8 protein-coding genes are annotated in these 14,405 nt (G+C 46.8%); 3 read left to right on the forward strand and 5 right to left on the reverse strand.

The window, feature by feature from the left end; translation table 11 throughout:
- From fusA to rpoB, 5 genes are all read right to left on the reverse strand, one after another.
- A partial coding sequence (fusA, locus tag ACI39P_RS05475; RefSeq protein WP_439719676.1) for an elongation factor G occupies positions 1 to 2,000 on the reverse strand: 2,000 nt, incomplete at its 3' end.
- A 231-nt stretch (positions 2,001 to 2,231) separates the two neighbouring features.
- Positions 2,232 to 2,702, reverse strand: coding sequence for a 30S ribosomal protein S7 (gene rpsG / locus ACI39P_RS05480; RefSeq protein WP_320790983.1), 471 nt, complete (start codon positions 2,700 to 2,702; stop codon positions 2,232 to 2,234).
- Positions 2,703 to 2,886: 184 nt separating this feature from the next.
- Entirely contained in the window at positions 2,887 to 3,309 is a 423-nt protein-coding gene (gene rpsL / locus ACI39P_RS05485) for a 30S ribosomal protein S12 (protein WP_016407008.1), read from the reverse strand.
- A 255-nt stretch (positions 3,310 to 3,564) separates the two neighbouring features.
- The gene (rpoC, locus tag ACI39P_RS05490) at positions 3,565 to 7,212 is read right to left on the reverse strand and encodes a DNA-directed RNA polymerase subunit beta' (RefSeq protein WP_439719677.1); all 3,648 of its coding nucleotides are present in this window, start codon (positions 7,210 to 7,212) and stop codon (positions 3,565 to 3,567) included.
- A gap of 17 nt (positions 7,213 to 7,229) precedes the next feature.
- Positions 7,230 to 11,084 (reverse strand): DNA-directed RNA polymerase subunit beta, encoded by a 3,855-nt coding sequence (rpoB, locus tag ACI39P_RS05495; RefSeq protein ID WP_439719678.1) that lies wholly within the window; start codon positions 11,082 to 11,084, stop codon positions 7,230 to 7,232.
- Positions 11,085 to 11,933: 849 nt separating this feature from the next.
- On the opposite strand from rpoB, the gene ACI39P_RS05500 reads away from it, so the two are divergent.
- The 3 genes from ACI39P_RS05500 (at position 11,934) to ACI39P_RS05510 (ending at position 14,270) form a co-directional block, all read left to right on the forward strand.
- Positions 11,934 to 12,584 carry an epoxyqueuosine reductase QueH gene (locus ACI39P_RS05500; protein ID WP_439719679.1) on the forward strand — a complete coding sequence of 217 codons (651 nt, stop codon included), beginning with the start codon at positions 11,934 to 11,936 and terminating at the stop codon, positions 12,582 to 12,584.
- Between the two features lie 163 nt (positions 12,585 to 12,747).
- Positions 12,748 to 13,614 carry an EamA family transporter gene (locus ACI39P_RS05505; protein ID WP_439719680.1) on the forward strand — a complete coding sequence of 289 codons (867 nt, stop codon included), beginning with the start codon at positions 12,748 to 12,750 and terminating at the stop codon, positions 13,612 to 13,614.
- A 14-nt stretch (positions 13,615 to 13,628) separates the two neighbouring features.
- The gene (locus ACI39P_RS05510) at positions 13,629 to 14,270 is read left to right on the forward strand and encodes a DUF3885 domain-containing protein (protein ID WP_439719681.1); all 642 of its coding nucleotides are present in this window, start codon (positions 13,629 to 13,631) and stop codon (positions 14,268 to 14,270) included.
- The last annotated feature ends 135 nt before the right edge of the window (positions 14,271 to 14,405 follow it).

The raw sequence follows: 14,405 nt of genomic DNA on the forward strand, positions 1-14,405 counted from the left end.
CCCTGTGTTCTGGAACGCAGGTCTGTGGAATAACCGAACATTTCTGCCAGAGGAACGAAAGAGTGGATGATCTGTGCGTTGCTTCTAGCTTCCATACCTTCGATACGGCCACGTCTGGAGTTGATATCACCGATAACATCGCCCATGTAATCTTCGGGTACAGTTACAGTTACTTTCATGATGGGTTCCAGCAGTACTGCGTCACCTTTTCTCATCGCTTCTTTGAAAGCCATGGAACCGGCGATCTGATAAGCAGATTCGGAAGAGTCAACGTCATGGTAGGAACCATCGTAAACTTCTGCTTTAACGCCCAGTACGGGATAGCCGCCCAGGATACCACTCTGCATTGCCTGCTGAATACCTTTATCGATAGCGGGGATGTATTCCTTAGGAATGGAACCACCAACTGTCGCATTTACGAATTCATAGTTGTTTTCCGCATCTGTAGGAATGGGATAGAAACGTACTTTACAGTGACCATACTGACCACGACCACCGGACTGACGTACGAATTTACCTTCTACGTCAACCGCCTTACGGAATGTTTCTTTGTATGCTACCTGAGGCGCACCAACGTTTGCTTCTACTTTGAATTCTCTCAGCAGACGGTCAACGATGATTTCCAGATGCAGCTCACCCATACCGGAGATGATAGTATCGCCAGTTTCCTGATCTGTGTATGTTTTGAAAGTAGGGTCTTCTTCTGCCAGTTTTGCCAGAGCAATACCCATTTTATCACGACCAGCTTTTGTTTTAGGTTCGATCGCAACGGAGATTACGGGTTCGGGGAATACCATGGATTCCAGAATTACTTCGTGTTCTTCGTCACAGATTGTATCACCTGTTGTAGAAATTTTGAAACCTACTGCTGCAGCAATATCACCGGAGTAAACCTTGTCGATTTCTTCTCTGTGGTTTGCGTGCATCTGCAGGATACGGCCAACACGTTCTTTTTTGCCGCCCTTTGTAGAGTTGAAAACGTATGTGCCGGAGTCCAGTGTACCGGAGTATACACGGAAGAATGCCAGCTTCCCTACGAAGGGGTCATTCATTACTTTGAATACCAGAGCAGAGAAAGGTTCTTCATCGGAAGAATGTCTTTCTGTTTCTTCGCCTGTTGCAGGGTCGATACCCTTGATTGCAGGGATATCTGTAGGTGCGGGCATATATTCAACAACGCCGTCCAGCAGTTTCTGAACGCCTTTGTTTCTGTAAGCGGAACCGCACATTACGGGCATCAGTTCGCAAGCGATACATGCCTTACGCAGTGCTGCTTTCAGTTCTGCTTCTGTGATTTCTTCTTCAGCGAAGAATTTTTCCATCAGTTCTTCATCTGTTTCGCAGATTGTTTCAACCATGATGTTTCTGTATTCTTCTGCCTGTTCTGCATATTCTGCAGGAATATCTTCTTCGTCTACTTCTGTGCCAGTAGCGTTTTCATAGTAGTAAGCTTTCATCTTCATCAGGTCGATGATACCTTTGAAATCGCTTTCAGCACCAATAGGCAGAGTCACTGCTACGGGATGGCAGCCCAGTCTGTCTACGATAGATTTCATGGAACCGAAGAAGTCTGCACCCATGATGTCCATTTTGTTAACGAAGATCATACGGGGTACATGATAGTTATCAGCCTGTCTCCAAACTGTTTCTGTCTGAGGTTCAACACCGCCCTTTGCGTCCAGTACGCAAACAGCACCATCCAGTACACGCAGGGAACGTTCTACTTCAACTGTGAAGTCAACGTGACCGGGTGTGTCGATGATGTTAATTCTGTTGTCGTTCCAATGACATGTTGTCGCAGCGGATGTGATTGTAATACCTCTTTCCTGTTCCTGCTCCATCCAGTCCATGGTTGCTGTACCTTCGTGAGTATCGCCGATTTTATAGTTACGGCCTGTATAGAACAGGATACGTTCTGTCAAAGTTGTCTTACCAGCATCGATATGCGCCATGATACCGATGTTTCTGGTTCTTTCCAGAGGGTATTCTCTGTTTGCCACTGTGGAATCCTCCTTTTTGCAGTCATAATCAGGTCTATGGAAAGACTATGAAATAGCCTTTCCATATTGCCTGGTTTCCATTCGTTTTTATCCAAAAACCAACTGTTTTGCAGTTGCCGATATTCATAAAGCTCCGCTTTATTCCTATCTTCCGGTTGTCTCTTGTTCACAGGCAGGTGTCTGCAGGCAGTCACGCCGCTGTGTTCATCAACAACGCTTTTGTGGTATCTCTTACCATTTGAAATGAGAGAAAGCTTTGTTTGCTTCTGCCATTTTGTGCATTTCGTCTTTTCTCTTGCAAGCGCCGCCGGCGTTGTTCAGAGCATCCAGGATTTCGCCAGCCAGACGGTCAACCATTGTCTTTTCACCGCGTTTTCTGGAATACAGTGTGATCCATCTCAGGCCCAGTGTCTGTCTTCTTTCGGGTCTGATTTCCATGGGTACCTGGTAAGTAGCACCACCAACACGGCGTGCTTTTACTTCCAGTACAGGCATTACATTGCCCAGAGCTTCTTCAAAAGCTTCCAGAGCATCTTTTCCTGTTTTTTCTGCTACTTTTTCGAATGCACCGTAAACGATCTTTTCAGCTACACCCTTTTTACCATCCAGCATGATGCTGTTGATCAGCTTTGTTACCAGCTTGCTGTTGTAAATAGGATCGGCCAAGACCTCTCTTTTTGCTACATGTCCTTTTCTAGGCACGATTCTTCCCTCCTTGATGAATAAATGCTATTCTCGGTACTTCACGGCCCTAAACGTCCGTGTTTTCATGCCTTATCTTCGTCAACGTATATCTCGTCTAAGCAATCGCAGATTGTATTGATCTATATAAGGCATTTCTATAAATTAGATTTGTCTTTTTTAAAATTTGTTCCCGCAGTCGGAATTACTTCTTCGCTGCTTTAGGGCGTTTTGCGCCGTATTTGGAACGAGCCTGCATTCTGTTTGCAACGCCGGCTGTATCCAGTGTACCTCTTACGATATGGTAACGTACACCAGGAAGGTCTTTTACTCTACCGCCTCTGATCAGAACAACGGAGTGTTCCTGCAGGTTGTGGCCTTCACCGGGGATATATGCTGTTACTTCGATACCGTTGGACAGACGAACTCTGGCGATCTTTCTCAGAGCAGAGTTAGGCTTCTTAGGTGTGGAAGTTTTTACCGCTGTACAAACGCCTCTCTTCTGGGGAGAAGATACGTCTGTTGCTTTTTTCTGCAGGGAGTTCAGACCTTTCTGCAGAGCGGGTGCTGTAGATTTTTTCTCAACAGTTTTTCTGCCTTTTCTTACTAACTGGTTAAACGTAGGCATTAACTGCACCTCCTTATAAAATAATACATCTGCAAATTGCAATCATTCTTATCCTGTTCCTGCTTCAAGGGCCCGCTTAGAAAAGCCCGCAAAGCCGGACACTAGAAAATTCTATCATCGAGAAAATGAAAAGTCAAGGATTTTTCTTTGAAATATCAGCTTTTTTCACTGTTTTTTTCAATGTCTTTCCTTAAAACACACTCGTCTTAATACGAAAGAAAAGTGCCGCTTTTCAGCAGCACTTTTTATCTTTATTTATACCAGTTCATCCTCGTCAATAAAAACAGTCTCTTCTGTGGGGGCTGTTTCTTCCTCTGCGCCTTCGGGTACAATTTCAATATTGCGATATCTCGTCATACCTGTACCGGCAGGGATCAGCTTACCGATGATAACGTTTTCCTTCAGGCCGATCAATGGATCGATTTTGCCTTTGATGGCTGCTTCTGTCAGGACACGGGTTGTTTCCTGGAAGGAAGCGGCAGACAGGAAGGAATCTGTTGCCAGGGATGCCTTTGTGATACCCAGCAGCACTCTTGTCCCCTTGGCGGGTTCTTTGCCTTCTGCTTCCAGAGCAGCATTTGTATTTTCAAAGGTCAGCCAGTCAACCAGAGAGCCGGGCAGGAAATCGGTATCGCCGTTTTCTTCGATCTTTACACGTTTCAGCATCTGACGAACGATAACTTCGATATGCTTATCGCTGATTTCTACACCCTGCAGGCGGTAAACGCGCTGTACTTCCTGGATCATATAGTCCTGAACGCCTCTCAGACCTTTGATCTTCAGGATATCGTGGGGGTTTACACTACCTTCTGTGATTTCGTCACCGGCTTCAATTACGTCACCGTCATATACCTTGATTCTGGAACCGTAAGGGATCAGATAATCCTTTGTTTCGCCAGTTTCAGGGTTTGTAATGATAACTTCACGTTTTTTCTTTGTATCATTCAGTGTGACACGGCCGCCGAATTCTGCGATGATGGCAAGGCCCTTAGGCTTTCTTGCTTCAAACAATTCTTCGACACGGGGAAGACCCTGTGTGATGTCATCGCCGGCGATACCGCCTGTGTGGAAGGTACGCATGGTCAGCTGTGTACCAGGTTCACCGATGGACTGAGCCGCAATGATACCTACAGATTCACCGATACGTACATATCTGCCGCTGGCCATGTTCGCACCATAGCACTTCGCACAGATACCCACTTCGGAACGGCAGGTCAGTACGGTTCTGATCCATACTTTCTTTACGCCTGCTTTTTCCACTGCTTCTGCCTGATCTACGGTAATCATCGTATCAGCAGGAACGATGATCTCGCCTGTTTCGGGGTGGATGATATCGTAAGCAGACCATCTGCCGCGGATACGATCCTGCAGACCTTCGATGACTTCATTGCCATCCATGAATGCAGAGATTTCCATGCAGGGTGTTTCGATATTTCTGCCTTCGCAGCAGTCCCATTCTCTTACGATGATATCCTGAGAAACGTCTACCAGACGACGGGTCAGGTAACCGGAGTCGGCTGTCTTCAGGGCTGTATCGGTCAGACCTTTACGAGCACCATGGGCAGAAATGAAGTATTCCAGTACGGACAGACCTTCACGGAAGTTCGCCTTGATGGGCAGTTCGATGATACCGCCGTTAGGGGATGCCATCAGGCCACGCATACCGGCCAGCTGTTTGATCTGTCTGTTGGAACCACGGGCACCGGAGTTTGCCATCATATAAATGTTGTTATATTTGCCCAGACCAGCCAGCAGAGCCGCTGTAATCTTATCATCGGCAATATTCCAAGCTTCGATGACCTTCTGGTGACGTTCTTCGTCTGTCATCAGACCACGTCTGAATTTTCTTGTGATCAGGTCTACTTTTTCTTCTGCTTCTGCCAGATATTCTGCCTTTTCCTTAGGAATTTCCATATCGGATACAGATACTGTCATGGCAGCTCTTGTGGAGAATTTGTAGCCCAAGGATTTGATCTTATCCAAAACGGCAGCAGTTTCTGTTGCACCGCAGCGGTTGATACACTTATTGATAACCTTACCAATGCCTTTTTTATCAACCAGGAAACTGATTTCATAGTCAAATTTTGTTTCGTCGTTTGTTCTGTCCACATAACCCAAGTTCTGGGGAATCGCTTCGTTGAAGATGATGCGGCCTACCGTTGTCTGCACCATTCTGGATTCCAGAACACCGTCAAATTCCAATGTTCTTCTGACCCTGATAATCTCCTGCAGGTAAACTTCATGGTTATCATAAGCCAACATGGCTTCTTTTTCATCCTTGAAGGATTTGATGATAATGTCACCGGCTTTTTTGATGACATTGCCTTCTGCATCCACAATATCTGCTTCGTATTTCTTGTTCAGGTCTTCTCTTTCCAGTGTCAGGTAATACATACCCAGAATCATATCCTGAGAGGGTACGGTTACAGGGGCACCATCGGAAGGTTTCAGCAGGTTGTTGGGGGACAGCAGCAGGAACCGGCATTCTGCCTGAGCTTCTACGCTCAGAGGAACGTGAACCGCCATCTGGTCGCCGTCGAAGTCGGCGTTATACGCTGTACATACCAAAGGATGCAGCTTGATAGCACGGCCTTCAACCAGAACGGGTTCAAAGGCCTGGATACCCAGTCTGTGCAGTGTCGGCGCACGGTTCAGCATAACAGGATGCTCTTTGATGACATCTTCTAAGATATCCCAAACTTCTGTCTGCAGTCTTTCTACCATTCTCTTGGCAGATTTGATATTGTGTGCCAAACCGTCCTCCACCAGTTTCTTCATAACGAAGGGCTTGAACAGTTCGATTGCCATTTCTTTGGGCAGGCCACACTGATAAATTTTCAGTTCGGGGCCTACAACGATAACGGAACGGCCGGAATAGTCAACACGTTTGCCCAGCAGGTTCTGACGGAAACGCCCCTGTTTGCCCTTCAGCATATCGGACAGGGATTTCAGCGCACGGTTACCGGGGCCTGTAACAGGGCGGCCGCGGCGGCCGTTATCGATCAGGGCGTCAACAGCTTCCTGCAGCATTCTCTTTTCATTTCTTACGATGATATCGGGAGCGCCCAGATCCAGCAGTCTTTTCAGACGGTTGTTTCTGTTGATAACTCTTCTGTACAGGTCGTTCAGGTCGCTGGTAGCGAAACGGCCGCCATCCAGCTGTACCATAGGACGGATATCGGGAGGAATAACCGGGATGGCATCCAGAATCATCCATTCAGGCTTGTTGCCGGAAAGGCGGAAGCTTTCGATGACTTCCAGCTTCTTGATGATACGAACACGTTTCTGGCCTGTCGTATCCTGCAGCTGTGCTTTCAGTTCTGCGGATTCCTTTTCCAGATCGATATCCTGCAGCAGCTTTTTAATAGCTTCCGCACCCATGGCTGCTTCAAAAGCATTGCCATATTTATCATAAGCTTCTCTGTATTCTCTTTCTGTCAAGAGCTGTTTATACTGCAGCTCTGTATCGCCTGCATCCAGCACGATATAGGAAGCAAAGTAAAGAACCTTTTCCAGAGCTCTGGGGCTCATGGAAAGGATCAAACCCATTCTGGAAGGGATGCCCTTGAAATACCAGATATGGGAAACGGGAGCGGCCAGCTCGATATGGCCCATTCTCTCACGTCTTACTTTCGCCTTTGTTACTTCAACGCCGCAGCGGTCGCAGACAACGCCTTTGTAACGAATTCTTTTATATTTACCACAATGACATTCCCAGTCTTTTGTGGGCCCGAAAATTCTTTCGCAGAACAGACCGTCCTTTTCAGGTTTCAGTGTTCTATAGTTGATGGTTTCAGGTTTTTTTACTTCACCTCTGGACCATTCATGGATTTTTTCGGGAGATGCCAAACCAATCTTGATGGAATCAAATACAATTCCCTGATCTGTATTTTGTGTGCTCATGGGTTTGTTCTCCTTTCTTATTCTTCATCCTCATAGTCGTCGTAATCCTCATCACCAGCATAGTCATCGGAAAGCAGATCGCTGTTATCAGCCACAACGCCTTCTTCATCGTCGAAGAGGAAATCTCTCAGCTCTTCTTCTGCTGTCATGGGGCGGGGACGATGGAATTCATCCTCTTCATAACCGTCGATGTTTACATTCAGATCATCCACATCTTCGATGCATTCCTTGATCTCTACTTCTGTCTGGTCTTCCCGCAGGACACGGATATCCAAAGCCAGAGACTGCAGTTCCTTCAGCAGAACCTTGAAGGATTCGGGAACACCGGGTTCGGGGATGTTTTCCCCTTTGACGATGGCTTCGTAGGTCTTTACACGGCCAACAATATCGTCGGATTTCACTGTCAGGATTTCCTGCAGGGTATAAGCCGCGCCATATGCTTCCAGCGCCCAAACTTCCATTTCCCCGAAACGCTGACCGCCGAACTGAGCTTTCCCGCCCAGAGGCTGCTGTGTAACCAGAGAGTAAGGACCTGTGGAACGAGCGTGGATCTTTTCGTCTACCAGGTGGTGCAGCTTCAGGTAGTGCATGAAGCCGATGGTGACACGGTTATCGAAGGGTTCGCCGCTGCGGCCGTCTCTCAACTGAACCTTACCATCTCTGCCCAGGGCAACGCCCTTCCATTCTTCTCTGTGGTCTCTGTTTGCATACAGTTCATCATAAATATCGCCATTCAGCAGGGGTTTCCATTTTTCAGAGAATTCTTCCCAGCTTGTGTTGACATAGTCGTTTGCCATTTCCAGTGTATCCATGATATCGATTTCGTTGGCACCATCGAATACGGGTGTGCTGATCTTCCAGCCCAATGCCTTCGCAGCCAGGGACAGGTGTGTCTCCAATACCTGCCCGATATTCATACGGGAAGGGATACCCAGAGGGTTCAGCACGATATCCAGAGGGCGGCCATTGGGCAGGAAAGGCATATCTTCCACAGGCAGTACACGGGAAACGACACCCTTGTTGCCGTGACGGCCGGCCATTTTGTCACCAACGGAGATTTTACGTTTCTGAGCGATATAAACACGTACCAGCTGGTTTACGCCGGGGCCTACATCGTCGCCGTTTTCTCTTGTGAATACCTTTACATCCACGATGATACCTGTTTCCCCGTGAGGTACACGCAGGGAAGTATCTCTGACTTCTCTTGCTTTTTCGCCGAAGATAGCACGCAGCAGTCTTTCTTCTGCTGTCAGTTCTGTTTCACCCTTCGGTGTTACCTTACCAACCAGAATATCGTTGGGGCGAACTTCCGCACCAATGCGGATGATCCCTCTTTCATCCAGATCTTTCAGGGCATCTTCCCCCACGTTGGGGATATCTCTTGTGATTTCTTCAGGCCCCAGCTTGGTCTCTCTGGCATCCGCTTCAAATTCACTGATATGAACGGAGGTATAAACGTCCTCCTGCACCAGTTTTTCACTCAGCAGAACGGCATCTTCGTAGTTGTAGCCTTCCCATGTCATGAAACCGATCAGAGGGTTTTTGCCCAGTGCCAGTTCCCCTTTGCAGGTGGAAGCACCATCAGCGATGATCTGGCCTTTTTCTACTCTTTCGCCCAGGTCTACGATGGGCTTCTGGTTCAGGCAAGTGCTCTGGTTACTTCTCTGGTATTTTACCAATTTATATACATCTCTCTGAGAGTTATCGTTTCTGATCACGATTTCATCAGCGGAAACTCTTTCTACGATACCGCTGTTTTTCGCAATGGCGCAGATACCAGAGTCTTTCGCTGTTTTATATTCCATACCTGTGCCGACGATAGGAGAATCTGTCACCAGCAGAGGAACGGCCTGACGCTGCATGTTGGAACCCATCAGCGCACGGTTCGCGTCATCATTTTCCAGGAAAGGAATCAACGCTGTCGCAACGGAAACCATCTGCTTAGGGGATACGTCCATCAGCTGTACCTGGCTTCTGTCCACTTCGATGATGTCTTCTTTATGACGGCCGGATACTTTCTTATGCACAAAATGACCTTCCGCATCCAAGGGTTCATTGGCCTGTGCTACGTTGTAATTTTCTTCTTCATCTGCGGTTACATAGATGAATTCATCGGTTACACGGGGTTCTTCGCCGCTGTGGTCAACTACTCTGTAGGGTGCTTCGATGAAACCATATTCGTTGATGCGGGCGAAAGTAGCCAATGTGTTGATCAGACCGATGTTCGGGCCTTCTGGTGTTTCGATAGGACACATTCTGCCGTAGTGAGAATGGTGAACGTCTCGCACTTCGAAGCCGGCTCTTTCTCTGGACAAACCACCGGGGCCCAGAGCGGACAATCTTCTCTTATGTGTCAGTTCGGACAGAGGGTTGTTCTGATCCATGAACTGGGACAACTGGGAGCTGCCGAAGAATTCCTTGATAGCCGCTGTGACAGGGCGCACATTGATCAGTGCCTGAGGGGTTACAACTGCCAGATCCTGTGTAGTCATTCTTTCACGAACCACTCTTTCCATTCTGGACAGGCCGATACGGAACTGATTCTGCAGCAGTTCCCCAACGGAACGGATACGTCTGTTGCCCAGATGGTCGATATCGTCTACGTTGCCGTAGCCATAATCCAGATGGATCACATAGTTGATGGAAGCAAAGATATCTTCCAGTGTGATATGCTTGGGCAGCAGTTCGTGGATATTTTCCTTGATGGCTGCTTTCAATTCTTCTGCTGTGGCGTTTTCTTCCAGAATCTTCACCAGAACGGGGTAGTAAACTCTTTCCTTGATGCCCAATTCTTTTGCACTTAAGCCAAATTCTTCAATATAAGAATCGATAGCAACGGTCTGGTTGCTCAAAATCTTTACTTTCTTATCTTCTACTGCAATATAAAGGCTGTCAACACCGGCATCCTGAATCTGGTCACACAGTTCCATCGTCAGGACAGCACCGGCTTCTGCCACTACTTCCCCTGTCATAGGGTCAACCACATTTTCAGCCAGCACTGCGCCGCGGATACGGTTTCTCAGAGCCAGTTTCTTATTGAATTTATAGCGGCCTACCTTCGCCAGGTCATATCTCTTAGGATCGAAGAACATACCATTCAGCAGGGAAGCGGAGCTTTCTACTGTAGGGGGTTCACCGGGACGCAGCTTTTTATAAATCTCGATCAAGCCTTCTTCATTGGATTTTGCAACGTCTTTTTCCAGAGTTGCCAGAATCTTAGGTTCTTCACCAAACAGCTCGATGATTTCTGCATCGGTGCCAACGCCCATGGCTCTGATCAGAACGGATACAGGAACCTTTCTGGTACGGTCAACTCTTACATAAAATACGTCGTTGGAATCTGTTTCATATTCCAGCCAGGCACCTCTGTTGGGAATGACTGTGGAGGAAAGCAGCTTCTTGCCGACTTTATCAAAATCGGATGCATAATAGATACCGGGGGAACGAACCAACTGGCTGACGATAACACGTTCTGCACCATTGATGATGAAGGTACCTGTTTCTGTCATCAGAGGGAAATCGCCCATAAAGATTTCCTGTTCTTTCAGTTCATCCAGTTCTCTATTGTAAAGTCTTGCTTTCACCTTCAGGGATGCGGCATAGGTCGCGTCTCTTTCCTTGCATTCTTCAATAGAGTATTTGGGCTCGGAATCCAAAGAAAAATCGACAAATTCCAGTATCAGATTGCCGCTGAAATCCGTAATGGGGGAAATATCCTCAAATACTTCTTTCAGACCTTCGTCCAAAAACCACTGATAGCTGTTCTTCTGCACTTCAATCAGGTTGGGCATTTCCAGAACTTCGTTGATCTTGGAATAACTGATTCTGGTCGTGTCGCCAAACTGGAGTGCACGAATTCTGTTTTTTTCCATCTTGTCACCTCTCGTAATCTAAACTGCACCGACAAAATCGCCGCCGTTAAAGCGGATAAAAGAATTTGCAAAATCGCAAAATCATTTTATTCTTACATATTCTGAAAGAAGACACCTTCACATCGCTTCTCCTATTCGCAATCCCCCCTTTGGGTGCATTGCGCATTGGGACAGTCGCCAGATAGCTGCCTGCACGGTTCTCTTTCAGACAAAAATTTAGAATTTTCCAAACAAATCTAGACCTTTGCCTGCACTTCCTTTGATCAGAAGCCATGACAAAAGCCTGTTCATTCAAAAAATTCTATTTCAAAAAACTGCGGGCAAGCTGTCAAAAACAGCCTGCTCTTATCTATTTTGAACAAAAATCACATCATTTCAGCTGATTTCCAAGGCGTTTTGCCTGTAAAATATGCCGATTTCCAAAATTTCTGTTGAAATCAGGATTTCTCTATGCTATACTTTGTTACAGCATGGGACGATGTGCATGTTCGCTAATGTGGAGATATTTTATCACAGTAAGCGGATGATGTCAAGTCCTTTTTTATGTTCTTTCCCCGGAATTCCAGGGTTTCGTGCTTCCGAAAAAATCTTCTCCTTCCCATGCCGGAGTTCTTTCACATCTGTTCCCCTTCTTTACGGATTTTCCCTTTTTCTGTTATGTTTGACACTTGATTTTTTGTCAAAATTTCAATTTAAACAAAAACATCACCACTTCTTCACGAAAATTCATCAGATATTTTTTATTTTTCTATTCCCAAAAATCTCATTTTTGTGAATTATTTTTGTATTTTTTTTCGTACAATCCCGCTTTCCTTTACTTCTTCTGCATTTCTTGTTAAACTGGGTAGGATGTATTCTAGAAAAGAGGCGACACATTTGAAACAAAATTACCAGCTGGTGCTGGAAAAAACCATCCAATCGCTCCAACAGGAAGGCAAACGCCCCTCTTTGCTGCTCCATAGCTGCTGCGGCCCCTGTTCTTCCTATGTGATGGAATATTTGGCACAGTATTTTGATATTACGATCTTTTATTATAATCCCAATATTGCCCCTGCAGAAGAATTTCGTTTCCGGGCGGAAGAACAGGAACGGCTCATCAGCGAAATGGGGCTTGCTGTAAAATTAATTTTAGGGAAATATGACCCGGAGCGGTTCTTTGCCTTGGCAAAGGGGCATGAAACCGAACCGGAGGGCGGCGAGCGCTGCTTCAAGTGCTACCGCCTGCGGCTGGAAGAGGCAGCAAAAGCAGCGAAGGAGGGTGGTTTCGACTATTTCACCACCACTCTTTCCATCAGCCCTCACAAAAATGCCCAGGTGCTGAATGAATTGGGGAAAGAGATTTCCGATGCACGCGGTGTTTCTTATCTCTTTTCCGATTTCAAGAAAAAGAACGGTTACCGCCGCTCCTGTGAGCTCTCAGCGGAATATCATCTTTACCGGCAGGACTACTGCGGATGCCCTTATTCCAAAGCCGAAGCCGAAAACCGCCGAAACCCTTGAGGATTTCACCCTCAAACTCCCACCAAGGGGGGCACCCCCTTAGAACCCGATACCGCAGCAAAATATACATTTTGCTGCAAACAAGGGTCAAGGGGAATTATTCCCCTTGCAGGGTTTGGGACAGAGTCCCAAGGTTTCGCTCTTTAGAAAGGAAGTATGAACGATGTCACAAAAAAATAAAGGGGTCTGCTGTATCCTGCTTTCCTCCTTTTCCTTCGCACTGATGAACCTTTTCGTCCGCCTTTCCGGCGATCTGCCCTCTATTCAAAAAAGCTTCTTCCGCAACTTCGTGGCAATGCTCTTTGCCCTGATCATCCTGCTGAAGGAACGCCCTGAAATCAAATTGGACAGAGACTCCAAAAAATTTCTGCTGCTCCGCTCTGTATGTGGTACCTTGGGTATCCTCTGCAACTTCTATGCTGTAGATCATCTGGTATTGGCGGATGCTTCCATGCTCAATAAAATGTCCCCTTTCTTTGCCATCCTCTTTGGCATCCTCATTTTAAAGGAAAAGATCAATCTTTTTCAGGGGCTTTGCGTAGCAGCTGCCTTCACCGGCACTCTATTCGTCATCAAGCCTACCCCCTCTAACCTGGCGTGTTTCCCTGCACTAATCGGGCTATTGGGCGGTCTTGGCGCCGGGGTAGCATATACGTATGTGCGTGCATTGGGCATGCGCGGTGTAAAAGGTCCTTTTATCGTGTTCTTTTTCTCCGCCTTTTCCTGCGTTGTCACTCTGCCTTATCTGATCTTCTGCTACCATCCCATGACAATGGTGCAGCTGGGTACGCTGCTTTTGGCAGGTCTGGCAGCCGCCGGCGGGCAATTCACTATCACTGCCGCCTATACCTATGCCCCCGCCAGGGAAATTTCCGTTTACGATTACAGCCAAATCATTTTCTCGGCAATTTTGGGCTATTTTGTTTTCGGGCAGGTTTCCGATGCTTTCAGCTGGCTGGGATATCTCATCATCACCTCCACCGCTGTGGCAATGTTCCTTCGCAACAACCGTCCCCGACAGCCCGCATAAATTAGGAGATTTTTATGTTATTAGAACGTACTATTTTGACATTAAAAAAGATGGGCAACGAAAGACTGCAGCTGCCCATCTTTTATGAAAGCCCTGTTTCCCTGCGTTTTGAAACAGGCGATCCAACCTTAGATATCTTTCTGGAGGAAAATCATCTGAATCCCCGCTATCTGAAAAGTGCCCAATGGCGCGTTTCCTTTCTCTATGAAAAAATCGCTCCTTTCGATACATTGCTCTGGGTTCTGTACCGCACGCCGGATCTGGATACAGATGTGGATGAAATCATCGAGAAATTCTGTCGTTTGGCTCACTTGCCTGCCCCTGCGGAAGTCTATCAGCAGGAAGTGATGACAGCCGCCGAAGAACCTATGACTCGTATCCTGCTTTTCTGGGATATTGAACAGACTCCGCCTCGGATAACACCTCTGCTGGAAGCCATCATGTCCTGCGATTTTAAAGGATTGGGCTTCCGGGAACTATCCTCTGCTGTGTTCTTCTTTGATACCACCCGTCACCTGCTGTTCCATCCTTATGATGACAGGGGCGCAGATGTGGCAGCAGAAAAACCCGAAGAGATCCGTTTTTTATATGAGGATTGCCAAAATTGGCTGCTGGAATATGATTTGGAACGGATGCAGCAAACCTTCAAAAAATAAAAGGCTCAAAAGAGCCTTTTTATTTTAGATAAAATTATTGTTCTGTTTCCTGTGCCATTTTCAGAAGCTCTGTCAACGTGTAGCTTTCTGTTTGATTTCCATAATCGATATTGATGGTATAGTCCTCCAACTCCG

Source organism: Anaerotignum sp., assembly GCF_051877975.1.
GTDB lineage: Bacteria > Bacillota > Clostridia > Lachnospirales > Anaerotignaceae > Anaerotignum_A.